Origin of the sequence: Lonepinella sp. BR2474 (genome assembly GCF_051851555.1) — a bacterium.
Taxonomy (GTDB): Bacteria; Pseudomonadota; Gammaproteobacteria; order Enterobacterales; family Pasteurellaceae; genus Lonepinella.
Genome location: NZ_JBPDVH010000008.1, coordinates 97,195 through 119,876, shown reverse-complemented (window position 1 = coordinate 119,876; position 22,682 = coordinate 97,195). Strand labels below are relative to the sequence as shown.

The following is a 22,682-nucleotide window of genomic DNA, read 5'->3' as shown; positions in this document are numbered from 1 at the left end:
GAACCCATGCCGAACTCAGAAGTGAAATGCTGTAATGCCGATGGTAGTGTTGGGTTTCCCAATGTGAGAGTAGGTCACCATCAGGGCTTTATTTGTTTAATTCATTTTTATTGAGTGAATTAAACAAATAAAAATTTTTTGGCAGCCATAGTGCAGTAGTTCCACCTGATCCCATGCCGAACTCAGAAGTGAAATGCTGTAACGCCGATGGTAGTGTTGGGTTTCCCAATGTGAGAGTAGGTCACTGCCAATTACCTTATTTGCGGAGTGGTAGTTCAGCTGGTTAGAATACCTGCCTGTCACGCAGGGGGTCGCGGGTTCGAGTCCCGTCCATTCCGCCAACTTATTTCACTGATTTAATCAGCTTTCTCTTTACAGGGGCGTAGTTCAATTGGTAGAGCGTCGGTCTCCAAAACCGAATGCTGGGAGTTCGAGCCTCTCCGCCCCTGCCATTATTTCTATTTTTCAAATTGTTATAAGTTATTCTGTTACATTTCTGATTCTCGCTCACCCTTTCCCCTAGACAATAAATCATATTTCGATTACTATTTATTCGTTTTTATCGGGAGTTTATATTTGTTTAGGGAGGCGATATGTTTAAAAAATGGCTATTTTTGACCGCACTTTTCATTCCCTTAATGCTCCACGCTCAATCCAGTTGTGATGATGGAAAACGTACGTGTAAGGAGATGGATAGTTGTGCTGATGCACGTTATCATCTGGAGCAATGTGGTATGGGAAGACTTGATCGTGATAACGATGGTGTGCCTTGTGAAAGTATTTGTGGGCGAGGGAAGAAGAAAAAAAGCTAGCGAAAAAGAATCTAATCAACTGCGGTGAAAAAAAGTGAAGATTTCGATGAAAATGTGCTTAACATAAAAGTCTTGTTTTGACTCGTCTGCACAATTCCGCTACAATCATGTTCCGAGCTTATACGTTGAGATTCAAACTGTTCATTTCTTATCACACATAATCTAGCAAAACATAATGGGACATGGTATGCCTTTACTTTCCGTAGAATTTATTCTTTTCTTTTTGCTGTTTTTTCCCCTTTATTGGTTGTTTCGAGCCACGCCTCGAGTTCAAAATCTACTTTTATTAATGGCAAGTTTGGCATGGCTGTATGTGATTGATGTGACCATGCTGTCTATTTTACTGGCATTTAGTTTAGCGATATTTATTGTTTCACAATGTTTATTAAATGCGGTTCAGCCACACTGGCGTAAGTTGTTCTTGGCCTTAGGGGTTGGGACTGTGGTGACGAATCTGGCCTTTTTTAAATATTACGATTTCTTCCGCCCGAGTTTGCAGTTGATCTTTGGTGAGGGCGTGCTAGATATTTTAATGCCATTGGGACTGTCTTATTATTCCTTTCAAGCGATTGCTTATTTAGTGTCTATTTATCGTCAAGAATATCAAGGATTGGAATTTACTGATTTACTGCTGCATTTTAATTTTTTCCCAACGATTACGTCTGGCCCAATTTTTCGAGTACATTATGCTCGAGGGGATGAACTAGGTGCTGGCGAACAACTGACCACACTTCAACCTCGTCAAATAATTCGTCCCGCATTGGCGATAGGATTGATTTTATTGGGCATTGCTAAAAAATGGTGGTTAGCTGGCGTGTTAGCGGCTGATATTGTGAAACCGGTTTTTGAAAACCCTATGCAATATGATTCAATCGCTATTTTAAGTGCGGTTTATGGCTATACCTTTCAGCTGTTTTTCGATTTTTCTGGCTATACTGATTTAGTGATTGGGATGGCCATGTTGCTAGGTTTTCAATTACCACGTAACTTCAATATGCCGTTGATTGCACATAATGTGCGTGATTTTTGGAATCGCTGGCATATTTCATTATCAACGTGGATTCGTGATTATATTTATATTCCCTTGGGGGGCAGTAAATCAGGATTCTTCCGTACGCAAATTAATTTAATTATAGCTATGTTTTTATCGGGCATTTGGCATGGTTATGGTTATAACTTTGCCTTATGGGGATTGCTGCATGGACTGGCCTTGGTAGGGTTAAATATGGGCGATAAGGTGATGAATAAACGAGAGGTCTTTAGTCAATGGTCTATGATCACCAAGGTGCTGTCGATTATTATCACATTCCATTTTACGAGTGCGACTTTTGTTGTGTTTAATACGACCAGTTTGGCGGATGCGTCGTTGATTTTTAATAGCCTATTTACTAATTGGACGGGGGCGATGCCGAGCGTTGAATTTTGTGGTGCATTAGTGAGTTTTATGGTGTTATTGGTGGCTTATCCATTATGGGTGAAATTATTTGACCTCGTCATTATTGGGGTAGAAAAACTGCCAGTTTTATTGTGGATAGTGCCTATTTCATTGGTTTTTGTGCTGATTTTTCTGTTTGCACCCGCCGGTATCCCAAGTTTTATTTATGCGAATTTCTAAGGGGATAAAATGAAAAACAAAAATCCAGTTCTCCTTTTTCTTACCTTGCTTTTGAGTAGTTTATTGATGATTTGGTTTACTCAAGGCTCGATTAATGCTTATTGGCAACAGACCTATCATGAAGAAAGTCCCTTGAGCCGTTTAGATCAATATGATGGGTGGAAAAAAGGACAATATTATCGTGAACAAACGGAGGCGTTATTGGCGCAATATGGGTTATTGCCAGTGCCAATGAATGAGACAGATATGTCCTCTGATACCTTGTCTGGAAGTATGACAGCACCTGTGGTGGTGGAGGGGACCTCTATTGTGGAAACGGAAAATGTAGCAGATGGCGCAGAACAGGATATGGCACAAGATCATTCACCTGGTACCGATGTTATGATGGCTTTTGAAAATACGAGAAATAACGGAGCGCATACTGATTCTTTCCCCAAAAATACCGCACTTTCTGAAGAAGAAAAGCCTTTGTCTTCCATTGAGGAAACAACACAAGTAGCAAAACCACAAGTGACACTGAATCAAGTTGAGCCTCCGGTAGACTCTAAAGCGGAACAGCCTTCTTTAGCGGTTGATTCGGTCGCACCGTCTGTTACGAAAGAAAATCCACCAACAAGTGAACCAATCAAGCAAAAAATGGTCTACCTAAAATCGGGTGATAAAGTCTTTTTTGCGGGGGATTCACTGATGCAAGGGGTGGCGCCTGTGGTGCAACGCTTGCTTAAGGATAAATATAAAATCAGTTCGGTAAATTTAAGTAAACAGAGTACGGGGTTGTCTTATCCGAGTTTCTTTGATTGGCCGAAAACCATTGAACAAACCTTAGCCGCAGATAAAGCAATTAAATTGGTGGTCATTTTTTTAGGCCCTAATGACCCTTGGGATTTTCCGAATCCAGCAAAACATTATGTGTATTTAAAATTTAAAAGTCCCGAATGGGAAGCCGTGTATAAATCACGTATTGAGCGCATTATTGCCGCCGCCAAGAAACACGACGTGAGCATTATTTGGCTTGGGATTCCGTTTATGAAAGCGAACAAATTAAATACGCAAACCCGTTATATTGATACGCTCATCAAAACCACCGTAGGCAACCGTGTGATCTACTTGCCAACGGATAACCTGCTAAGTCAGGGGAAAAATGGTTATGTGGATAGTATCAAATTAGACAATAAAGTGGTGCGGGTCAGAACCAAAGACGGCATTCATTTTTCCATACCAGGGGCGAAATACCTCGGTGATTATGTGTTACAGCATATTCTTTATCAATAGGAGCAACTCATTTAGCATGAGAGTAAAATTTTTATTAAAATCACTGATTACCGTGGTGTTATTAAGTTCATGTTCAGGAGATAGAATCGATCAGCAGGCAAACAGCCCATTTTATCAACAACAGATTGCTTGGAATACCAAATTAGCCGCCTTGAAACAAGGCAAAAATGTCAAATTTAGAGTGTTACAATTAGGTGATTCCCATACCGCAGGCGCCGCATTTACTGATGAATTGCGACGTAAATTGCAACAACGTTTAGGTAACGGTGGGATTGGTTTAGTTCCACCGACCTCAGTCAGAGGACAATTAACCTCGCAAGTGAAATACAGCAACAGTGGTTGGGACAGTGTGACAAGTCGCCGTGAGGAAGATAATTTTAGTCTGGGTGGCATGATTATGCACGCACAAGGCAACAGTTCACAAGTGTACAGCTCGCGTTTAGGGGATAATGGTACACAACGTGTGACTTTAACCTTACATCCGGGCGCCGCTAATCAGCCCTTAATTGTAAATAGTAGCGCAGGATATATCTCTATTGATAAAAGTAAAATCAAACCGAATCAATGGCAGCATTTACGTTTAAATGCCAGTTTCCCGTTTACTATTCAGACTAACGGCTATGACTGGACATTGGGGGCGGTGAGCATTGAAAACGCAAACCGTGGTGCCGTGGTATCTGCCTTGGGGATTAACGGTTCACAGTTATCACAATGGGATCGTTGGCGTCGTGATTGGGACAAGGACATTATTGCAAGCCAAGCGGATATTGTGGTGTTAGCCTATGGCACCAATGAGGCATTTAACGACAACCTTGATATGACGGAACTCGAATCGATTTGGAAAAATACCATTAATCGTATTCATAAAGCCTTACCTCGTGCTTTGATTGTGATTGCGGGTGCGCCAGAATCTTTACGATCTACTGCGGGGAGTTGTGGTGTGCGTCCAACGATGTTAGATGCGGTGCAACAAATGCAACAGCGCCTCGCCACACAATCCTATGTGAAATTCTGGTCATGGCAAAATGCCATGGGGGGCCAATGTAGCATGAAAAGTTGGATTGCTCAGGGGTTAGGACGTCGTGATGGCATTCATTTCACCGCCCAAGGCTATCAACGTGCAGCGAGCCAATTAGCTGATTACATTTTGAACTTGAAGTAGGCAAGCAATGTATTTTGTTGCCTAACTATTTTGATTGGTCATAAAATATCTCATTTTATGACCATTTTTTTATTCATTTATGCAATCCTTTTTGTTGAGGGTATTACGCTTTTCCTACTGACCTTTTGATCTTGGTCAACCTTTCTCGTTGTTTGATCTTGAATTGCCTTAATTATCTATATATAGTGTTTAAAAATTTAAATAACACAATATATGGTGTTTTTATGTGCGATTCTTCTGATGAAAAATATGTAAGATTAATAGGCGAAATGGCAGGATTGCTTGAGCAAACCAACAAGGAAGTGCTAAACGAAAATGCGAACAAAGATGCCAAAGTTATCCCGACACAACGAGATTTATTGGCTGGGATTGTCGCCAAGCATTATGCGAAACACTATTTATTGCCGAAAGATGTGGTTGAAGCTCATGAAAAAGGCGAAATTCATTATCATGATTTAGATTATTCCCCTTTTTTTCCAATGTTTAACTGTATGCTAGTGGATTTGAAAGGCATGCTAACCCATGGTTTTAAGATGGGGAACGCAGAAATTGAGCCACCAAGATCGATTGGCACAGCAACTGCTGTTACGGCACAAATTATCGCTCAAGTGGCAAGCCATATTTATGGCGGAACAACCATTAATCGTATTGATGAAGTCCTTGCTCCCTATGTACAAATTAGTTATGAAAAATTGCTCAAGATTGCCCAAGATTGGCAAATCCCCGATCCGCAAGGTTACGCTCAAACATTAATTGAGAAAGAATGTTTTGATGCTTTCCAATCTTTAGAATACAAAGTGAATACTTTACATACAGCGAATGGTCAAACGCCTTTTGTGACATTTGGTTTTGGTTTAGGTACAAGTTGGCAGGAACGCTTGATTCAAAAATCTATTTTGCGTAATCGTATTCGTGGTTTGGGGAAAAATCATAAAACACCTGTTTTCCCTAAACTTGTGTTTACGATTAAAAAAGGGGTGAATCAAGCCACTCAGGATCCCAATTATGATATTAAAAAGCTGGCATTAGAATGTGCCTCAAAACGTATGTATCCTGATATTTTAAATTATGATCAAGTGGTAAAAGTCACTGGCTCATTCAAAGCCCCGATGGGTTGCCGTAGTTTTTTGGGTAAATATGTAGAAAATGGGCAAGAAATTCATGATGGACGCAATAATCTAGGTGTGGTTAGCTTAAACTTACCTCGTATAGCCCTAGAAGCCGAAGGCTCAGAACAACAGTTTTATCACATTTTGGATCAGCGTTTAGCCATGGCTAAAAAAGCCTTGCTTACTCGCATTGCTCGGCTTGAAAAAACCAAAGCTCGAGTTGCCCCAATTTTATATATGGAGGGTGCTTGTGGCGTACGATTAAAAGCAGATGATTATGTGGCGGATATTTTCAAAAACGGTCGAGCCTCTATTTCGTTAGGATATATTGGTATTTATGAAACGGTTAATGCCCTTTATCATGCGGGACATATTTTTGATAAACAGGATTTGCGTGAAAAAGGGATTGAGATTGTGAAGTATTTAAATCAAGCGGTTAAACAATGGACGGAAGAAACAGGCTATGCCTTTAGCCTTTATTCGACCCCAAGTGAAAATCTTTGTGACCGTTTTTGCCGCTTAGATACGAAAAAGTTCGGTGTAATTGATGGCGTGACTGACAAAGGATACTATACCAATAGCTATCATTTAGATGTTGAAAAGAAAGTGAATCCATACGATAAACTGGATTTTGAAATGCCTTATCCGCCTTTAGCCAGTGGTGGTTTTATTTGTTATGGTGAATATCCCAACGTCCAACATAACCTTAAAGCGTTAGAAGATGTATGGGATTATAGCTATGATCGAGTCCCTTATTATGGCACCAATACACCGATTGACGAATGTTATCTCTGTGGTTATTCAGGTGAATTTGAATGTACGAGCAAAGGATTTACCTGTCCGAAATGTGGCAACCACGATAGCAACACCGTATCGGTGACTCGCCGTGTATGCGGTTATTTAGGTAGCCCTGATGCTCGACCTTTTAATCCTGGTAAGCAAGAAGAAGTGAAACGTCGAGTCAAACATTTATAAAGGCAAAGTGTGGTCTTTTTTCCGAAAACTTTTGTCAAAAAAGCACTGCACTTGTTTAATGATATGAATTATTTACAATATTATCCTGTAGATATCGTTAATGGCGAAGGCACACGCTGTACCCTTTTTGTGAGCGGCTGTGAACATGCTTGTAAAGGTTGTTATAATCAAAAAAGTTGGTCATTTAGTGCGGGTTTGCCTTTTGATCGTGCGATGGAAGAGCAAATTATTCAGGATTTACAAGATACGAGAATTAAACGCCAAGGATTAACACTTTCTGGCGGCGATCCCTTACACCCTCGTAATGTGGAATCATTATTACCTTTTGTGAAACGGGTAAAACAACAATGCCCAGATAAAGATATTTGGCTCTGGACAGGTTATAAATTAGCGGAACTTAATGATCAGCAACGTCAGATGTTACCCTATATTGATGTGTTAATTGATGGTAAATTTATCCAACAACAAGCTGATCCTAGCTTGATTTGGCGTGGTTCGGCTAATCAGGTGATATATCGACTCAACGAGATAAAATAAAGCAAAAGTGCGGTGTTTTTCACCGCACTTTTCCTAATAAAATTAACTTCTAAAGTTTATCCACCAACTTAACCGCATCACCAATATAATTCGCTGGTGTCAACTGTTGTAAACGCACTTTCTCTTCTTCTGGAATCGCCAGTTTTTCCACAAATTCCCGCATGGCTTGTTCATCAACACGTTTGCCACGAGTTAATTCTTTTAGCTTTTCATAAGGTTTTTCAATGCCATAGCGACGCATCACGGTTTGAATGGGTTCGGCTAACACTTCCCAGTTTTGGTTAAGTTCATCACGTAAATGTTGTTCGTTCACTTCTAATTTGCTAATGCCCTTGAGCGTTGCAGTATAGGCAATTAAGCAATAACCCAAGCCGACACCGAGATTACGCAATACGGTAGAGTCAGTTAAATCACGCTGCCAGCGAGAAATTGGCAATTTTTGCCCTAAATGGGTCATTACCGCATTTGCCACCCCAAGATTGCCTTCAGAATTTTCAAAATCGATCGGATTAACTTTATGTGGCATTGTGCTTGAGCCAATTTCCCCTGCAATAGTGCGTTGTTTGAAATGATTTAATGCAATATAACCCCATAAATCACGGTCAAAATCAATGATAATGGTGTTAAAACGCACCACTGCATCGAAAAATTCTGCAATGTAATCATGGGGTTCAATTTGGGTGGTGTAGGGATTCCATTGAATGCCAAGGGAAGTGACAAATTCTCGACTTAATTGATGCCAGTCAATGTCAGGATAAGCAGATAAATGGGCGTTATAGTTGCCCACCGCACCATTAATTTTGCCTAACACATCGACTTGTTTTAATTGATTAAATTGACGGCGTAAGCGATACACCACATTCGCCATTTCTTTGCCTACGGTGGACGGCGATGCAGGCTGACCGTGGGTACGAGAAAGCAGCGGAATGTCTTTGTATTCGTTCGCTAACCTTGTAATTTCATCAATTAATTTTTGCCACTGCGGTAAAATCACTTCTTCACGAGCTGTTTTTAACATCAACGCATGGGACAAATTGTTAATATCTTCTGATGTACAAGCAAAATGGATAAACTCGCTAATTGCCGCCAATTCAGGCAAGGCGGTGGATTTTTCTTTTAAGAAATATTCCACCGCTTTTACATCGTGATTGGTAGTACGTTCAATTTCTTTAATACGTTCCGCATCTTGTAAACTAAAATTTGCCACAAGTTGATCGAGGTAATCGTTTGCTTGTTTTGACAAAGAAGAAACTTCCGCAATTTGTGCAGTAGATGCCAATTTTTGTAACCAACGTACTTCAACGGTGACACGGAATTTTAATAGACCAAACTCGCTAAAAATACCACGTAAAGCAGTGGTTTTATCTTGATAGCGACCATCAATCGGGGAAAGGGCAGTTAACGCATTGAGTTGCATAGCATTGAAAGACATAGAGATTTTGCTCCGTTAAATAGTTTCATATAATTGTTGTGCCATATTTAGGATCTTACGGCGAGAGAATAGCAGTTGCCATTTGCTACCACCTACTTGTTGCCAAAGCATAGCCGCTCGAACACCCGCTAGCAAACAGGCTCGAATACGGTTTTGAATAGATGGTTGCTGTAAATATTCCGCATTACCGAATATTTGAATCCGTTTACCCAATGGACTGAGAATATCGGTATAGATAGTAGCAATTTTTTCTAACATGGTTTCATCAAGCAGTGAATAATATTCTAATTGCGTTGGCATATATTGAATACGATGGGCGAGCTGAGATTTCGCTTCCGCATTATCTTGCAATTTGCCAGCCATTGCGACTAAGCTCAACCAATAGCGAGCGAGTTCAGGGTTTTGAGCATTTAGTTGTTCAATTAAGGTTTCTAAGCCTAATTTGATATTATCCAACGAACCACCAAAAACCGCCAATGTATCAGTTGGGTGTGTTTGCAATAAACTTTTTAAAGAAACTTCTAGGGCATAGGTATTCGCTTGCCCACGTTGTGCAAACTGTTGCACTAATCTTGCCGACTGACAAACCCCAGCTAGGGCGAGAGTGATGTTTTGATAATTTGCCATGTTTTTTGATGAAGATGAAGTTGGAAAAATTAGGACTGATCATAGCATTTTTTGAGGATGTTTTAAAGATTTAGGATGATCTACTAAAAACTAGATGATGTTTCTAATTGACAATTTATATGAAAAGACAGATAGTTATCTCAAAATTTACGCAACGCATTTAATTAAGGAAACATTATGGCTTATACAACCGAACAAATTATTGAAAAATTAAAAACTTTAAAAGTCGTCCCCGTAATCGCAGTAGACGATGCTCAAGATATTTTGCCACTCGTCAAAGCCTTATCTGACAATGGCTTGCCAGTAGCAGAAATCACATTCCGTTCTGCTGCGGCTGAAGAATCCATTCGTCTTGTTCGTCAGCACTATCCAGATGTGTTGATTTTAGCAGGTACAGTGTTAACCTCAGAACAAGTGGTTGCAGCCAAAAACGCTGGAGCAGATGCCATTGTTACTCCGGGATTCAATCCAAAAATTGTGCAACTTTGCCAAGATTTAGGCTTGCCAATCACCCCAGGGGTAAACAACCCAATGTCCATTGAGGCTGCATTAGAAATGGGTATCACCGCCGTAAAATTCTTCCCTGCGGAAGCCAGTGGCGGGGTGAAAATGATTAAAGCCTTGTTAGGCCCTTACAGTAATTTACAAATTATGCCAACAGGGGGAATTTCACCGACCAATATTAAAGACTATTTGGCGATTCCAAATGTCGTCGCTTGTGGTGGTTCTTGGTTTGTGGAAAAAGCCTTGATTAAAGCGAAAAATTGGGATGAAATTGGGCGATTGACGAGAGAGGCAGTTGGGTTAGTAAAGTAAGACGGTAAGCCAATCCTGATACAAAATGCGGTGAGTTTTATTTCACCGCATTTTTGCATGAATCAGAGTACTTACTTTGGCTCACCCACAGGCAAAATTACTCGCCCAAAGCTCTCATTAATCACATCCGCCGCCGCCAAATAAAAAGCACAAAGCGCAGTGATTAACCCCAAATAACCGCCGAGGTTCACAATGGCGTGGTTACCTGTTGCATCACCGATAGCTAACGCATAGAACGTTAAGGTTAAAAAGAAGAAGATGGCTCTTAAGGCCTTGGCTTTTGCCAGTGTGCCTAAAAACATCATTAAGGTGAATGTTCCCCAAGCGCCTAAATACCATGCTACGAAAGTTGCCGGCGTTTCACCTTTGAAGAACGTGACGAATAACGCCCATGACCACCAGAACGCACCGTAGCTAATAAACGCAGTGAAACCAAAGGTATTGCCTTTTTTGTATTCAAACATACCTGCGATCATTTGTGCGGTCCCGCCAAATGCGAATGCCATGGCGACCACTAATCCCACACTTTTCACATCGAAAATACCTGCGTTAATTAAACATAATAACCAGGTTGTGAGTGCAAAACCACATAAACCAAGTGGAGCAGGGTTAGCTAAACCGTCTTTGACTGTTGACATAAAATTTCCTTTCAAGAATAAATAAGAGACGAAAAAAGGGCGCTAGTATGTCTGATTTTTGCACAAAAAGAAAGAGGGGAGAGAAAATAATTTTTCCTAGCTAAGAAAGCTAGAAATATCAATCCAGAGAGGATATGAAAGGAAATAAAAACCCACCTTAAAGGCGGGTTTTAGAGAAAGTATGCTATGCGCAATTAAGCATTTACTTCATCTTTTAATGCTTTACCTGCAACGAATGCTGGCACTTTAGAGGCTTTAATTTGGATTTCTGCACCAGTTTGTGGGTTACGACCTGTACGAGCTTTACGTTCGTTTACTTTGAATGTACCGAAACCAATTAATTGTACTGGATCGCCAGCTTTCAAACTACCAGAAATTGCGTTTAAAGTTGCTTCTAATGCTGCTTTTGCATCTTTTTTAGTTAAATTCGCTTCTGTTGCAATTGCATCGATTAAATCTGTTTTGTTCATGATTGAATACCTTATTAATGTTTTATTAAATGTTTCGGTAAAGCCTTTGTTTACCAGATTCAGTAACTGTAAGTACAGCACGCATAGGTTAAACAAAGTTTGACCGAAAGCAAAGCACTATTTTACAAATTTGTGGCAAAGATCACATTATTGAGCAATTTCTATACCAATATTTGAGATTTTGCTACTTCGAATCTCGTTTTTGAGGTCTAAAATGAGATCGATATCCCGTTCTTCGCATTCTTTCAAGGTGCGGAAGATCTGCCATTGCACATCTAATTCTTGCTCAATTTCCACCGCACTTTTTAATTCTGTTTCGGATAATTCTCGCTCTTGTTCGGTTTCTAACAGAGTGGCGACGGTTTGCAAAGATAATTGGCTGATTTTGATACTTTGTTCTAAATTTTCACCGGCAATAATGGCGTGCAGCAAATCGCCCAATCCCTCTGCGGCATCTAATGCAGGCACCACGCCAAAAAAGTCATAATCGTTGACATCGGGAATAATTTCTTCCAACTTTTCTAATTGGTTTTCAAAATTGATTTTTGCCCCTTTGACGGTTAAATATTCCCAGACTAAATTGAGGATATTTTGATAGGTTTTTGCGTTGTCAGGTTGTTCGGTGACTTGGCAAAATAACTGAAAATTCGGCCACATGCGTTCACATAAGCATGCCATAAAGGTTAAATGTTGCCAAGTTTCAAAGTGTTCAAGGCGTTTTTGAATGGGGTTTCGCATAACCGTTCCTTTTATTGATGATAAGGTTTGGAATACTGATGAATGGTGTCCACCAGCACTTTTGGGCTTTCTACCGGTACATCTTGATGAATACCGTGCCCGAGATTAAATACGTGTCCAGAACCCTGTCCAAAGTCGGCCAAAATAGACCGAACTTCTTGCTCAATCCGTTCGGGTGAGGCATAAAGCACGCTCGGGTCAATATTGCCTTGCAACGCTACTTTATGCCCTACTTGGGCTTTGGCTTTGGCAAGATCTACTGTCCAATCTAACCCAATGGCATCACAGCCTGTATTTACAATCTGTTCCAACCACAAGCCGCCGCCTTTGGTAAACAAGGTCACCGGCACTTTGCGACCGTCATTTTCTCGAATCAGACCGTCTACGATTTTGTGCATATACTGTAAGGAAAAATCCACATAATCTCGATGAGCGAGTACGCCACCCCAAGTGTCAAAAATCATCACAGATTGTGCGCCTGCTTTGATTTGGGCGTTTAAATAGAGGATAACGCTGTCCGCGACTTTATCCAATAGTTGATGTAATAACTGCGGTTCGGTATACAACATTTTTTTGATTTTAGTAAAGGCTTTGCTTGAACCACCCTCTACCATATAGGTTGCTAACGTCCACGGGCTGCCTGAAAAACCAATTAACGGCACCTCGCCTTTCAGCTCACGGCGAATAGTTCGCACGGCATTCATCACATATTGTAATTCCACTTCTGGATCAGGAATCGGCAAATTTTGCACCGCACTTTGGCTGTCAATCGGGCGGGAAAATTTCGGTCCTTCACCCGCCCCAAAACTTAGCCCTAAACCCATTGCATCTGGGATAGTCAAAATATCTGAAAACAAAATCGCTGCATCTAAGTCATAACGGCGCAACGGTTGTAAAGTCACTTCGCAGGCTAAATCCGCATTGCGACAGAGTGACATAAAATCCCCCGCCTCTGCTCGAGTAGCTTTGTATTCAGGCAAATATCGCCCCGCTTGGCGCATGAGCCACACGGGGGTGTAATCCACGGGTTCACGCAATAGGGCTTTGAGATAGCGATCGTTTTTTAATGTTGACATGCTGTTTCCTATTTATTTTGTTTTCGTTCTTACCCAAAGATCGGCATATTTCACAAAGGTAGAATGGGCGGATAACACCGCTAATAAAAAGCCTTGTTTGCCGTCTAAAAAGCCCGCTTTGAGTAAATACATTTTCACAAAGCAACCTAAAGCGTGGGTTACGCCGTCCAATAAACTGGCGGTTTTGCCTTGAGCTTGACGTTGTTCCGCCCACGCTTTGGCGTAGCCGGCGGATTTAACTAAATAATGATGTACATTTTTGTAGGTGAAATGGGCTAAATCGCCGTTGAGTTTTTCGACTTTGGCGGCGGCGGGGTAATGCACACGTTCATGCACTAACTCATCGCCATATTTGGCGTAGTCAGTTTGATATAAGCGTACCACATAATCGGGATACCAACCTGAATGGCGGATTTCACGACCGAACACAGTACTTAAACGGTTAATTTGATACACCGTATTTTCTGCATTATTTTGCACCGCAGTTTGAATGGATTGCGCTAATTCGGGGCTAACTCGTTCATCAGCATCGAGCCATAACACATAGTCACTGGTGACATATTGCTGTGCAAGCTGGCGTTGTTTGCCAAAACCTTGCCAATCGGTATTAGAATAAAATTTTGCGCCGTAGGATTGGGCAATTTCTTGCGTATTGTCCGTGCTACCGCTATCCAAAATCACAATTTCATCCGCCCAATCTTTGACGGTGTCTAAACATTGTGCCAAATCTTGGCTTTCATTTTTCACAATCATGGCAACAGCGATCGTCGGCATAAGCATTCTCTTGTTATCAATAAAAAATTTTCATTATTCTAACCGCACTTTCTAGCAAAACCAACTAAATATCGCTATAATCGGTGTGTTTATTTATATTCATTTAACAAAAGGAAGATTAACATGGGCTTAGAAAGCGTTCCAGCAGGTAAAGCGCTACCTGACGATATTTATGTAGTAATTGAAATTCCGGCAAATTCCGATCCAATCAAATACGAAGTGGACAAAGAAACGGGGACATTATTTGTTGACCGTTTTATGGCAACCGCCATGTTCTACCCAGCCAACTATGGCTATGTGAACAACACCTTATCTTCTGACGGCGATCCAGTAGATGTGTTAGTGCCAACGCCATATCCATTACAACCGGGTTCGGTGATTCGTTGCCGTCCAGTGGGTGTGTTAAAAATGACTGATGAGGCGGGTGGTGATGCGAAAGTCGTTGCGGTGCCACATACCAAATTAAGCAAAGAATACGATCATATTCAAGATGTGGGCGATTTACCGGCGTTATTAAAAGCCCAAATCCAACACTTCTTCGAAAGCTATAAAGCACTTGAAGCAGGAAAATGGGTGAAAGTCGAAGGCTGGGGCGATGTGAACGAAGCTCGCCAAGAGATTTTAGACTCCTTTGAGCGTGCGAAAAAATAATCCAATAGAGATGCCGTCTTACCTTGGTAAGGCGGTATTTTTTTATCAGATCAGTGGGGAATTTTATGCTAAAACGTAAATTGATAGTGACTTGCCTTGCGACCACTATGTTAGTGAGTTGCGCCACCAGTACGGAAATAAACCAACAATCTGAAACTCAATATGCACAAATCCTTACTCAAGCGAGACAAAAAGGCGTATTGGATACCAGTTCAATCACCTCTAAACGGGTACACAAGATTTTTCGTGTAATGCAACCCTATGCGGAACGAGAAAATAACACCGGCACCAAATTTAACTGGCAAATTGCGGTGGTGAAAAATACTGAGCTGAATGCTTGGGCAATGCCGGGCGGAAAAATGATGTTCTATACGGGATTGGTGGATAAATTAGCTTTAACTGATGATGAAATTGCCACCGTAATGGGGCATGAAATGGCCCATGCGTTAAAAGAACATGGTAAATCCTCACGGAATTTTGGCGTATTTACTGCCGTATTAGGCACCGCAGTCGAACTTGGGGCGAGCGCTGCACTGGGTGTTGACTTGCAAGGCTTAGGGAGCGGAACGGTAGATTTAATCACCAACAAGCCTTATTCCCGTAGCCATGAAACGGAAGCTGATGAAGTCGGTATTATGCTGATGGCAAAATCCGGTTATAATCCACAAGCAGCGCCAAAACTTTGGCAAAAAATGCAGGCGCAAGGCGGTTCAAGTAAAGTCGCCAGTCTGTTCTCCACTCACCCGAGTGATGAAGAACGTCAAGCGAACTTACAACGTTTATTACCACAAGCCATGGAAGTGTATAAACAGAAAAAATAACCGACGGTATGTTGACAGGGCTAATGTGAGTTAGCCCTCATTATTCTGTTTTTTTTCCTCTTTTTTCACTTCGTCCCATAAAATATCCATTTCTATCAAATTACTTTGCGCAAAAGTTTTGCCTTGCTGTGTTAATTTTTGTTCCACTGCTCGAAAACGGCGTTCAAATTTATGGTTGGCTTGGCGTAGGCTTTCTTCCGCCTGACATTTCAAATGACGGCTCAAATTGACCGTGGCAAATAACAAATCGCCCACTTCCTCTTGGATTTTCGTCTGATCTAAGTGCGGTTGATTTAATTCTTGTTTTACTTCTTCTAATTCTTCTTGCACTTTGTTGAGTACATCCTGAAGTTCCGTCCAATCAAAGCCCACTTTAGCGCATTTTTTCTGTAATTTTTCCGCACGCAATAAGGCCGGAAACGCATGAGGGACATTATCCAAAATGGACTGCTGTTTTCCCTCGGCTGATTTTTCTTGTGCTTTCATGGCATTCCAATTCGCCAGTGCCTCTTGTTCATTACGAGCCGATTGATCACCAAAGACATGTGGGTGACGGCGGATAATTTTCTGGCAAACCTCATTAACCACATCTTCAAAGGTGAATTTCCCGTCCTCTTTGGCGAGTTGGCTAAAAAACACCACTTGTAATAATAAATCCCCTAATTCTTCCCGTAGATTGGTCACATCCCCTTGCTCAATAGCCTCCACAGTTTCATAGGTTTCCTCAAGTAAACAAGGGATCATAGAATGGTAATTTTGTTTAAGATCCCATGGGCAACCGCCATGAGGATTGCGTAATTTAGCGATAAGTTGTACAAAATCATCAATAGTATGGGACATAGTTTTTCCTTATTGGCGGATAGATTCGCATATCATAATAAAATTTTGATCTTTTTTCAAAATTGTGATCTAGTACACATTTTTTGTTTAAAAGAGATGTTAATATACGCCTAAATAATCCATTTAACCCGAGAAATTAAGGAGGGAATTATGTATAAACATATTTTAGTTGCCGTCGATCTTTCAGATGAAAGCCCAAGATTGGTGAAAAAAGCCGCCTCTATTGCAGAGCGCCACAATGCTAAATTGTCGATTATTCACGTTGATGTCAATTTCTCCGATCTTTATACGGGGTTAATTGATGTAAATATGACTTCTATGCAAGATCGCATTTCCAGTGAAACACAGCAAGCCTTGCTACAACTCGCCGATCAAGCAGGTTATCCAATTGGTGAAAAATTAAGTGGCAGCGGTGATTTAGGTCAAGTGCTCGCTGATGCGATTGAACAATATGATGTGGATTTACTCGTCACGGGTCATCACCAAGATTTCTGGAGTAAATTAATGTCCTCTACGCGTCAATTAATGAATACCGTTACCATTGATATGTTAGTGGTGCCGTTAAAAGAAGATTAACTTAACCGATTGAAATAATTAAGAATAAATGAAATCTGCAACATGTCGGGTTTAATATTCAAACTCGCTGTGTTGCAGATTTTGTCTTTTCACAATACATTTCCGCACAAATATCAAAAAAGTGCGGTGATTTTTCGATAAATTTTCCCAACAATATTAATATTTCGATTATGCCTATCCATACACAATATCTAATTTGTATGGATAACCCTATTCCATACTGGTTTGCTGTTGGTTGTATCTCTCCGTAATAAATCTATAATACACCTTATCGAAAGCACAACGCTTTCACATTCATTAGCAACGTTAACAATACTCACAGGAGAGCAAAATATGTCAAACATTCGTACCCTTATTAACGGTCAAGAAATCAGTGAAATTGAATTATTACGCAAAGAATTAGAACGTGCGTATGTCGCCTTAGATTTAATCAAAACCAAACTCGGACACGAGGGCGTGGACAAAATCTTACAAGAAGAAATGCACGAGATGGACGTGAAATTCCAACAATTCGCTGACACTTGCGATGGCGAATTAGTGTTAAGTCAAGCCTTAATGCAAGTGGACGGTTTAAAAGCGGAAGATTTTTTAAAATGTTTCCGTACATTCAGCGAACAAACCAACTGGAAAGCAAACCCTGAGCATTACATGATTAAAGACACCGAAGGCGGTAACCGTCGCATTATTGAAACTGTCGGTTGTTGGGATAAGCCAGTAAACTTAATCGGTAAATTCTATCCGAATATTGACAACGCCCCTGCACAAGCAAAAGCCATTCGTGATGAGGCAAAATATCCCTATGTGAGCTATATTTCTTGTCCAATCCGTGAGGGCGATCATTCAACCGCAGTCGCCGCATTCCACCAGTTCCGCAACACGGAAACCGGTTGCGAAGTGTTGTTAGGTGTATTTATGCCAAAAGGCGTGGACCAAGAAATGATTGAGGGACACAAATGGCATTTAGGCATTGAATGGCGTAACTGGGCGAGAATGGCATTAGAGCAAGTTGCGAAAGAACAGGCCTAATAGATGAAATGATCGTACTAAAGTGCGGTCATTTTTTCACAAGATTTTATAAACGAGTAAACATCATGAAATTCACCAAAACTTTTGCAATTTTAACCGCACTTTTCACCGCATCCAGCGCCATGGCGGCGCCAGCCTATGTGATCGGGGAAGTCAATGTGACCAACCAAGCGGGTATGAAAGAATACCGTGCAGGTTTTATGGATAGCTTAAAACCTTACGGCGGTAAAGTGATCGTCAAAGCGACCAAACCTGAAATGATGGAAGGCGATGCCAACGGTGTGGTGAGCATTATCGAATTTGAAAGTGCGGAACAAGCCCGAGCTTGGTACAACTCTGATTTCTACCAAAAAATTAACAAAAGTCGCAAAGCGAGTAGCACATCTCGAGTGTTAATCGTAGAAACATCTGAAACGAAATAAGGGGTGAACAAGATGATGAATTTTTACCGTCACAACTGGTATAACGTGGGTATGGTGTTGTTTATTTTACTCGCCTATTACCTCGCCCTTTGGGGACACAGTCAACTAAGTGAAATCCAAGTGATTTTAACCCTGAGTTGGATGGCAATGTTAGTCCACCAGTTTGAAGAATATGCGTATCCAGGTGGTTTCCCAAGTATTTTTAATATCGGTTTACTCGGCAATCACGGCGACGATTACAACCGCTACCCCACCAATGCAAATTTGGTAATGATTAATAACGTGTTCCTTTGCTATACGTTCTATATTATTGCCATCATTTTCCCAGATTGTATTTGGTACGGGTTAATCCAAGTGTTGCAGGCTTGCTTGCAAGTCACTAATCACGGCGTGACATCATACAAATTAAAACGTTGGTACAACCCAGGTTTCGGTTCAATCTTCTTATTGAACATTCCAGTGATGATTTACTACATCTACTACATTGAAAGCCACAATTTGGTGACAAGTACAGATTATATTATCGGGATTATCGGTGGATTTGCGTCATTATTCGTGCTTTGGATTGGCCCAATTATGGTGCTAAAAGATCGCAATAGCCCATACCCATATCGTGAAGATCGCATTTGGGGTTATGCTAAAGAGCGTGTGTTAGACATCAAAAACGGCAAATAACGTTTCGGGCGAATGGACAGTCTCCATTCGCTTTTTTACATTGACAGGAGAAAAAATATGGCAAAAATTAGTATTTTCGGCGGAAAAGGCATGATTGGTGCTGAAATCGCTAAATTATTTGAACGTTGTGGCAACGAAGTCGACATTATCGGGCGAGATTATGACGGACATGAATTAGGTGATATTATCGTTTTAGCGGTAAAATTCCCTGATCTTGCGCCGTTAGTAGAAACGCACGGCACACATTTTGCCGGTAAAATCGTGATTGATATTGCAAACCCGATCAGCTTTGCCAATTTAGATAGCTTGCTTGTTCCACAAGGCACATCCAGTGCAGAAATCGTAGCAGAGAAACTGCCAAACAGCCAAGTTGTCAAAGGCTTTAATATCAACTTTTCAGATAGCCTTGCCAGTTGCCAAGTAAAAGGCAATCCAGCCAGTTTACTGTTTGCCAGTGACAGCGAGGAGGCCAAGCAACGGATTTTTACCGCCTTAGCGAATAGTGGTGCAAAATTGGTTGATGTCGGCAAATTACAAAAAGCCAGACTGTTGGAAAATGCGGGATTATTATTAATTAATCTCGCTGTGAGTGGGCAAATTCAGCGAGACGGCGGATTGGTCATTCTTTAAATATCGGAAAAAAGCAACGCACTTTTAAACGTGCGTTTCTTTTTTATTTTCTTTCTACCGCAATATCCAAGGTATTCTGCCACAAATCCATAATTTTCTTTGCATCTGGTTTTTGATTCTTCTCAAAGAAAAAACGGATCGCCGTTAAAAAGGAGTGAGCGAAAAGTAAGGATTGTAACGGCAAATCGGTTTCACTGATACTTTTCCCCTCAGCCAACTGGACAAAGGATTTTTGGAACATTTTTATCATATCCTCAAACAAATGATGACGAGGCGTATGCACTTTCCAGAGCGCAAGCAACACATGGCGTAGTTCATACCATTTCGGCATGGCGGTTTCAAAAAATTGAGTTAAATCGTTCGCTTGTTGACGCAGTTCAATGAGTTGCTTAATTTCTGCTTTTAAATCATCCATCATTTTTCCAACCAAATCATCTTTACCTGAATAATAGGTGTAAAAGGTAGAACGATTCACCATGGCAAGATCTAAAATATCTTGCACATTAATGTCATGGTAATTCTTTTGATTCAGTAATTCGATAAGCGCATTACGGATTAATTTATGGCTACGAATAATGCGTAAATCGGTTTTTTGATGGGTCATGACATTCTTTCCTTAAGCTAAGATAATAAAATAATACTCCAAAATTCCCATTTTAAACAAGGTAAAATAAAGATATTCTCTCTTGATTATTTCACCATTTTCATTATTTCCTCATACACCAACGGCAATTCCGTCACCCCTTGTCTGTCCAAAAAATGACGGTAGCCTGACACTTCAATATAATTCGCTTGTAAATTCTGCGCCAAGTTGCGAGTAAATTGAACATTTACCACATCATCATCGTCCGATGCTATCACTACCCGTTTGGGGATTTGCTGAATAAGTGCGGTGAAATTTAGCGGAGTTTTATTGAAATCGTCGAGTTCGGGTAAATTCGGTAATTTTTCCGCAAAACCAGAGACTAAAATAATTCCCCCAATTTGCATTTTTGCTTGTTGCAAAAAACGCAAGGTCGCAATACAACCCAAACTATGCCCGATAAAATAGCAATGTTGATCAAGCTGAGGAATATGTTGTTGATGAAATTCAAGCCATTGTTGTGGATCGGGTTCGGTTGAATTGGGCATATCAAAAATTTGCGTAAAAATTTTCTGATTTTCTAACCGCACTTTGAGCCATGGAAACCAATGTTTTTGTGAATGGGCGGTGTAACCATGAGTAATATAGATTTTTTCTAGCATAAAACACCTACTTTTAAGATAAGAATTCGCATTTTTTTAGATTTTTATCTATTTTTTGTTGACTAAACAGCATTTTCGTTTATATTTCGAGTTGTTGTTTAATTCACATTAATTATTAAGGGGGTAGAATGAGTAATTCTACAAAACGTGAAACTTTTTCTGGACGCAGAGCGTTCATTCTTGCCGCCATTGGTTCGGCGGTTGGCTTGGGAAACATTTGGCGTTTCCCGTACACAACTTATGAAAACGGGGGCGGTGCGTTCATTATACCTTATTTGATCGCTTTATTAACCGCCGGTATTCCATTATTATTCTTAGACTATGCCATTGGTCATCGCCATCGTGGTGGTGCGCCATTGTCTTATCGCCGTTTCAGTAAACATTTTGAAACCTTTGGTTGGTGGCAAGTGATGGTCAACGTCATTATCGGGATCTACTATGCTGTGGTACTCGGTTGGGCGGCGACGTATACCTATTTCTCTTTCACCAAAGCATGGGGCGAAAAACCCGTTGATTTCTTCGTGGGTGAATTCCTCAAAATGGGCGATGTCGCACAAGGGGTAAGTTTTGAATTTGTCGGCATGGTCGTTGGGCCGTTAATTGCGGTTTGGATTGTTGCCTTGTTAGTCCTTGCTTTAGGCGTACAAAAAGGGATTGCGAAAAGTTCTTCTATTTTAATGCCAATACTGGTGGTGATGTTCTTGGTGTTAGTGGTTTCAGCGTTATTCCTACCGGGTGCAACAAAAGGTTTAGATGCGCTATTTACGCCAGATTGGTCAAAACTTTCCGACCCGAGTGTGTGGATTGCGGCCTATGGACAAATCTTCTTCTCGTTATCTATCTGTTTCGGGATCATGATTACTTACGCCTCTTACTTGAAAAAAGATTCCGACCTCACAGGTTCAGGCTTAGTGGTCGGTTTTGCTAACTCAAGTTTTGAACTTCTAGCCGGTATCGGGGTGTTTGCAGCATTGGGCTTTATGGCGACCGCAGAAGGTCAACAAGTGAGTGAAGTGGCGAAAGGCGGTATTGGTTTAGCGTTCTTTGCGTTCCCAACCATTATTAATGAGGCGCCATTTGGTCAAGTGATTGGGGTGCTATTCTTTGGTTCCTTAACCTTTGCAGCGTTAACCTCTTTTATCTCCGTTATTGAAGTTATTATCTCCGCCGTACAAGATAAATTACGTATTGGCCGTGCCAAAGTCACATTTATTGTGGGTTTACCAATGATGGTGGTGTCCGTCGTCTTATTCGGTACCACAACAGGCTTACCAATGCTAGATGTCATGGATAAATTTGTGAACTACTTCGGTATTGTGGCCGTTGCCTTTGTATCATTAATTGCTATTGTAGCCAATGAAAAATTAGGCGTGTTAGGTAATCATCTAAATGAAACCTCTTCATTCAAAGTGGGCTTTGTATGGCGTCTTTGTATCGTGATCACCACAGGTATTTTGGCCTTTATGTTGTTAAGTGAAGGGGCTAAAGTATTCAGCGAAGGCTACGAGGGTTATCCAAGTTGGTTCGTGAATACCTTTGGTTGGGGGATGGCGATTTTGTTAGTCGTCGTGTCTATCTTGCTTTCTCGTTTAAAATGGAAAGATGAAGTCTTAGCCGAACACCACTCACAAGAGGGAGAATAAAAATGAGTACAAGTGCAATTTTAATGATGATTGTCGCTCTGAGTATTATTTGGGGTGGCTTATTGGTAGCGCTTTATATTTTACCAAAAGATTAATCTAT

At 40.9% G+C, this 22,682-nt stretch carries 25 protein-coding genes, 2 tRNA genes, 2 rRNA genes and 1 pseudogene; 20 read left to right on the top strand and 10 right to left on the bottom strand.

Translation table 11 applies throughout. The features are described from left to right. The 10 genes and pseudogenes from rrf (ACTG7Q_RS09760) to nrdG all read left to right on the top strand — a co-directional run. Window positions 1-86 (top strand): 5S ribosomal RNA (gene rrf / locus ACTG7Q_RS09760); the annotation flags it as partial. A 51-nt stretch (window positions 87-137) separates the two neighbouring features. Then, window positions 138-253 (top strand): 5S ribosomal RNA (rrf, locus tag ACTG7Q_RS09755). A gap of 11 nt (window positions 254-264) precedes the next feature. Continuing rightward, window positions 265-341: transfer RNA gene (locus tag ACTG7Q_RS09750), tRNA-Asp, on the top strand. 35 nt (window positions 342-376) lie between these two features. After that, window positions 377-452: transfer RNA gene (locus ACTG7Q_RS09745), tRNA-Trp, on the top strand. 141 nt (window positions 453-593) lie between these two features. Next, window positions 594-812 (top strand): excalibur calcium-binding domain-containing protein, encoded by a 219-nt coding sequence (locus ACTG7Q_RS09740; protein WP_439243286.1) that lies wholly within the window; start codon window positions 594-596, stop codon window positions 810-812. Window positions 813-999: 187 nt separating this feature from the next. Next, window positions 1,000-2,427 (top strand): MBOAT family O-acyltransferase, encoded by a 1,428-nt coding sequence (locus tag ACTG7Q_RS09735; protein WP_439243284.1) that lies wholly within the window; start codon window positions 1,000-1,002, stop codon window positions 2,425-2,427. Window positions 2,428-2,436: 9 nt separating this feature from the next. Further along, on the top strand, window positions 2,437-3,699 hold the full coding sequence (locus ACTG7Q_RS09730; protein ID WP_439243282.1) for an SGNH/GDSL hydrolase family protein: 1,263 nt from the start codon (window positions 2,437-2,439) through the stop codon (window positions 3,697-3,699). Window positions 3,700-3,715: 16 nt separating this feature from the next. Next, entirely contained in the window at window positions 3,716-4,861 is a 1,146-nt protein-coding gene (locus ACTG7Q_RS09725; RefSeq protein WP_439243280.1) for a GDSL-type esterase/lipase family protein, read from the top strand. A 242-nt stretch (window positions 4,862-5,103) separates the two neighbouring features. Then, window positions 5,104-6,945 (top strand): annotated as a pseudogene (gene nrdD / locus ACTG7Q_RS09720) (anaerobic ribonucleoside-triphosphate reductase); the annotation flags it as partial. 63 nt (window positions 6,946-7,008) lie between these two features. Continuing rightward, complete coding sequence (gene nrdG, locus ACTG7Q_RS09715; RefSeq protein WP_439243278.1) at window positions 7,009-7,482, top strand: anaerobic ribonucleoside-triphosphate reductase-activating protein; 474 nt, start codon at window positions 7,009-7,011, stop codon at window positions 7,480-7,482. A gap of 49 nt (window positions 7,483-7,531) precedes the next feature. Here the strand turns inward: nrdG and purB are convergent, their stop codons facing one another. After that, entirely contained in the window at window positions 7,532-8,899 is a 1,368-nt protein-coding gene (gene purB / locus ACTG7Q_RS09710; protein ID WP_439243300.1) for an adenylosuccinate lyase, read from the bottom strand. A gap of 30 nt (window positions 8,900-8,929) precedes the next feature. Then, window positions 8,930-9,541, bottom strand: a complete 612-nt coding sequence (hflD, locus tag ACTG7Q_RS09705) for a high frequency lysogenization protein HflD (protein ID WP_439243276.1) — start codon at window positions 9,539-9,541, stop codon at window positions 8,930-8,932. A gap of 177 nt (window positions 9,542-9,718) precedes the next feature. On the opposite strand from hflD, the gene ACTG7Q_RS09700 reads away from it, so the two are divergent. Continuing rightward, window positions 9,719-10,357 carry a bifunctional 4-hydroxy-2-oxoglutarate aldolase/2-dehydro-3-deoxy-phosphogluconate aldolase gene (locus tag ACTG7Q_RS09700; protein ID WP_439243274.1) on the top strand — a complete coding sequence of 213 codons (639 nt, stop codon included), beginning with the start codon at window positions 9,719-9,721 and terminating at the stop codon, window positions 10,355-10,357. A gap of 71 nt (window positions 10,358-10,428) precedes the next feature. Here the strand turns inward: ACTG7Q_RS09700 and ACTG7Q_RS09695 are convergent, their stop codons facing one another. The 5 genes from ACTG7Q_RS09695 to ACTG7Q_RS09675 form a co-directional block, all read right to left on the bottom strand. Next, complete coding sequence (locus ACTG7Q_RS09695) at window positions 10,429-10,995, bottom strand: acetate uptake transporter (protein WP_439243272.1); 567 nt, start codon at window positions 10,993-10,995, stop codon at window positions 10,429-10,431. 194 nt (window positions 10,996-11,189) lie between these two features. Then, window positions 11,190-11,522 carry an HU family DNA-binding protein gene (locus ACTG7Q_RS09690; RefSeq protein WP_439243298.1) on the bottom strand — a complete coding sequence of 111 codons (333 nt, stop codon included), beginning with the start codon at window positions 11,520-11,522 and terminating at the stop codon, window positions 11,190-11,192. 90 nt (window positions 11,523-11,612) lie between these two features. Further along, window positions 11,613-12,203, bottom strand: coding sequence for a YjaG family protein (locus ACTG7Q_RS09685; RefSeq protein ID WP_439243270.1), 591 nt, complete (start codon window positions 12,201-12,203; stop codon window positions 11,613-11,615). Between the two features lie 11 nt (window positions 12,204-12,214). Next, entirely contained in the window at window positions 12,215-13,279 is a 1,065-nt protein-coding gene (gene hemE, locus ACTG7Q_RS09680; protein ID WP_439243268.1) for a uroporphyrinogen decarboxylase, read from the bottom strand. 12 nt (window positions 13,280-13,291) lie between these two features. Beyond that, window positions 13,292-14,053: a glycosyltransferase family 2 protein gene (locus tag ACTG7Q_RS09675; RefSeq protein ID WP_439243266.1), complete on the bottom strand. Its 762-nt coding sequence runs from the start codon at window positions 14,051-14,053 to the stop codon at window positions 13,292-13,294. Between the two features lie 123 nt (window positions 14,054-14,176). Here ACTG7Q_RS09675 and ppa point away from each other — a divergent pair, with 123 nt between their 5' ends. Continuing rightward, window positions 14,177-14,704, top strand: coding sequence for an inorganic diphosphatase (ppa, locus tag ACTG7Q_RS09670; RefSeq protein ID WP_439243264.1), 528 nt, complete (start codon window positions 14,177-14,179; stop codon window positions 14,702-14,704). A 65-nt stretch (window positions 14,705-14,769) separates the two neighbouring features. Beyond that, window positions 14,770-15,525 carry a M48 family metallopeptidase gene (locus tag ACTG7Q_RS09665; protein WP_439243262.1) on the top strand — a complete coding sequence of 252 codons (756 nt, stop codon included), beginning with the start codon at window positions 14,770-14,772 and terminating at the stop codon, window positions 15,523-15,525. A gap of 30 nt (window positions 15,526-15,555) precedes the next feature. Here the strand turns inward: ACTG7Q_RS09665 and mazG are convergent, their stop codons facing one another. After that, window positions 15,556-16,365 (bottom strand): nucleoside triphosphate pyrophosphohydrolase, encoded by an 810-nt coding sequence (gene mazG / locus ACTG7Q_RS09660; RefSeq protein ID WP_439243260.1) that lies wholly within the window; start codon window positions 16,363-16,365, stop codon window positions 15,556-15,558. Between the two features lie 150 nt (window positions 16,366-16,515). Here mazG and uspA point away from each other — a divergent pair, with 150 nt between their 5' ends. From uspA to ACTG7Q_RS09635, 5 genes are all read left to right on the top strand, one after another. After that, window positions 16,516-16,941 carry a universal stress protein UspA gene (uspA, locus tag ACTG7Q_RS09655; RefSeq protein ID WP_439243258.1) on the top strand — a complete coding sequence of 142 codons (426 nt, stop codon included), beginning with the start codon at window positions 16,516-16,518 and terminating at the stop codon, window positions 16,939-16,941. Between the two features lie 333 nt (window positions 16,942-17,274). Continuing rightward, window positions 17,275-17,967 carry a hypothetical protein gene (locus ACTG7Q_RS09650; RefSeq protein WP_439243256.1) on the top strand — a complete coding sequence of 231 codons (693 nt, stop codon included), beginning with the start codon at window positions 17,275-17,277 and terminating at the stop codon, window positions 17,965-17,967. Window positions 17,968-18,032: 65 nt separating this feature from the next. Next, window positions 18,033-18,389, top strand: a complete 357-nt coding sequence (locus ACTG7Q_RS09645; RefSeq protein ID WP_439243254.1) for a DUF1330 domain-containing protein — start codon at window positions 18,033-18,035, stop codon at window positions 18,387-18,389. A 12-nt stretch (window positions 18,390-18,401) separates the two neighbouring features. Continuing rightward, complete coding sequence (locus ACTG7Q_RS09640) at window positions 18,402-19,064, top strand: HXXEE domain-containing protein (RefSeq protein ID WP_439243252.1); 663 nt, start codon at window positions 18,402-18,404, stop codon at window positions 19,062-19,064. 57 nt (window positions 19,065-19,121) lie between these two features. Beyond that, a complete protein-coding gene (locus tag ACTG7Q_RS09635; RefSeq protein ID WP_439243250.1) occupies window positions 19,122-19,694 on the top strand; it encodes an NADPH-dependent F420 reductase in 573 nt (190 codons plus the stop codon). Window positions 19,695-19,737: 43 nt separating this feature from the next. On the opposite strand, the gene ACTG7Q_RS09630 is transcribed toward ACTG7Q_RS09635, so the two are convergent. Beyond that, window positions 19,738-20,298: a TetR/AcrR family transcriptional regulator gene (locus ACTG7Q_RS09630; protein ID WP_439243248.1), complete on the bottom strand. Its 561-nt coding sequence runs from the start codon at window positions 20,296-20,298 to the stop codon at window positions 19,738-19,740. A gap of 86 nt (window positions 20,299-20,384) precedes the next feature. Further along, window positions 20,385-20,939, bottom strand: coding sequence for an RBBP9/YdeN family alpha/beta hydrolase (locus ACTG7Q_RS09625; protein WP_439243246.1), 555 nt, complete (start codon window positions 20,937-20,939; stop codon window positions 20,385-20,387). Between the two features lie 128 nt (window positions 20,940-21,067). On the opposite strand from ACTG7Q_RS09625, the gene ACTG7Q_RS09620 reads away from it, so the two are divergent. Next, a complete protein-coding gene (locus ACTG7Q_RS09620) occupies window positions 21,068-22,582 on the top strand; it encodes a sodium-dependent transporter (RefSeq protein ID WP_439243244.1) in 1,515 nt (504 codons plus the stop codon). Between the two features lie 2 nt (window positions 22,583-22,584). Next, window positions 22,585-22,677 (top strand): methionine/alanine import family NSS transporter small subunit, encoded by a 93-nt coding sequence (locus ACTG7Q_RS09615; RefSeq protein ID WP_439243242.1) that lies wholly within the window; start codon window positions 22,585-22,587, stop codon window positions 22,675-22,677. The last annotated feature ends 5 nt before the right edge of the window (window positions 22,678-22,682 follow it).

What these genes read in the sequence shown, in the direction of transcription:
- ACTG7Q_RS09740 (WP_439243286.1), top strand. Translation starts at nt 594, where the DNA reads ATGTTTAAAAAATGGCTATTTTTGACCGCACTTTTCATTCCCTTAATG.
- ACTG7Q_RS09735 (WP_439243284.1), top strand. Translation starts at nt 1,000, where the DNA reads ATGCCTTTACTTTCCGTAGAATTTATTCTTTTCTTTTTGCTGTTTTTT.
- ACTG7Q_RS09730 (WP_439243282.1), top strand. Translation starts at nt 2,437, where the DNA reads ATGAAAAACAAAAATCCAGTTCTCCTTTTTCTTACCTTGCTTTTGAGT.
- ACTG7Q_RS09725 (WP_439243280.1), top strand. Translation starts at nt 3,716, where the DNA reads ATGAGAGTAAAATTTTTATTAAAATCACTGATTACCGTGGTGTTATTA.
- nrdG (WP_439243278.1), top strand. Translation starts at nt 7,009, where the DNA reads ATGAATTATTTACAATATTATCCTGTAGATATCGTTAATGGCGAAGGC.
- purB (WP_439243300.1), bottom strand. Translation starts at nt 8,899, where the DNA reads ATGCAACTCAATGCGTTAACTGCCCTTTCCCCGATTGATGGTCGCTAT.
- hflD (WP_439243276.1), bottom strand. Translation starts at nt 9,541, where the DNA reads ATGGCAAATTATCAAAACATCACTCTCGCCCTAGCTGGGGTTTGTCAG.
- ACTG7Q_RS09700 (WP_439243274.1), top strand. Translation starts at nt 9,719, where the DNA reads ATGGCTTATACAACCGAACAAATTATTGAAAAATTAAAAACTTTAAAA.
- ACTG7Q_RS09695 (WP_439243272.1), bottom strand. Translation starts at nt 10,995, where the DNA reads ATGTCAACAGTCAAAGACGGTTTAGCTAACCCTGCTCCACTTGGTTTA.
- ACTG7Q_RS09685 (WP_439243270.1), bottom strand. Translation starts at nt 12,203, where the DNA reads ATGCGAAACCCCATTCAAAAACGCCTTGAACACTTTGAAACTTGGCAA.
- hemE (WP_439243268.1), bottom strand. Translation starts at nt 13,279, where the DNA reads ATGTCAACATTAAAAAACGATCGCTATCTCAAAGCCCTATTGCGTGAA.
- ACTG7Q_RS09675 (WP_439243266.1), bottom strand. Translation starts at nt 14,053, where the DNA reads ATGCCGACGATCGCTGTTGCCATGATTGTGAAAAATGAAAGCCAAGAT.
- ppa (WP_439243264.1), top strand. Translation starts at nt 14,177, where the DNA reads ATGGGCTTAGAAAGCGTTCCAGCAGGTAAAGCGCTACCTGACGATATT.
- ACTG7Q_RS09665 (WP_439243262.1), top strand. Translation starts at nt 14,770, where the DNA reads ATGCTAAAACGTAAATTGATAGTGACTTGCCTTGCGACCACTATGTTA.
- mazG (WP_439243260.1), bottom strand. Translation starts at nt 16,365, where the DNA reads ATGTCCCATACTATTGATGATTTTGTACAACTTATCGCTAAATTACGC.
- uspA (WP_439243258.1), top strand. Translation starts at nt 16,516, where the DNA reads ATGTATAAACATATTTTAGTTGCCGTCGATCTTTCAGATGAAAGCCCA.
- ACTG7Q_RS09650 (WP_439243256.1), top strand. Translation starts at nt 17,275, where the DNA reads ATGTCAAACATTCGTACCCTTATTAACGGTCAAGAAATCAGTGAAATT.
- ACTG7Q_RS09645 (WP_439243254.1), top strand. Translation starts at nt 18,033, where the DNA reads ATGAAATTCACCAAAACTTTTGCAATTTTAACCGCACTTTTCACCGCA.
- ACTG7Q_RS09640 (WP_439243252.1), top strand. Translation starts at nt 18,402, where the DNA reads ATGATGAATTTTTACCGTCACAACTGGTATAACGTGGGTATGGTGTTG.
- ACTG7Q_RS09635 (WP_439243250.1), top strand. Translation starts at nt 19,122, where the DNA reads ATGGCAAAAATTAGTATTTTCGGCGGAAAAGGCATGATTGGTGCTGAA.
- ACTG7Q_RS09630 (WP_439243248.1), bottom strand. Translation starts at nt 20,298, where the DNA reads ATGACCCATCAAAAAACCGATTTACGCATTATTCGTAGCCATAAATTA.
- ACTG7Q_RS09625 (WP_439243246.1), bottom strand. Translation starts at nt 20,939, where the DNA reads ATGCTAGAAAAAATCTATATTACTCATGGTTACACCGCCCATTCACAA.
- ACTG7Q_RS09620 (WP_439243244.1), top strand. Translation starts at nt 21,068, where the DNA reads ATGAGTAATTCTACAAAACGTGAAACTTTTTCTGGACGCAGAGCGTTC.
- ACTG7Q_RS09615 (WP_439243242.1), top strand. Translation starts at nt 22,585, where the DNA reads ATGAGTACAAGTGCAATTTTAATGATGATTGTCGCTCTGAGTATTATT.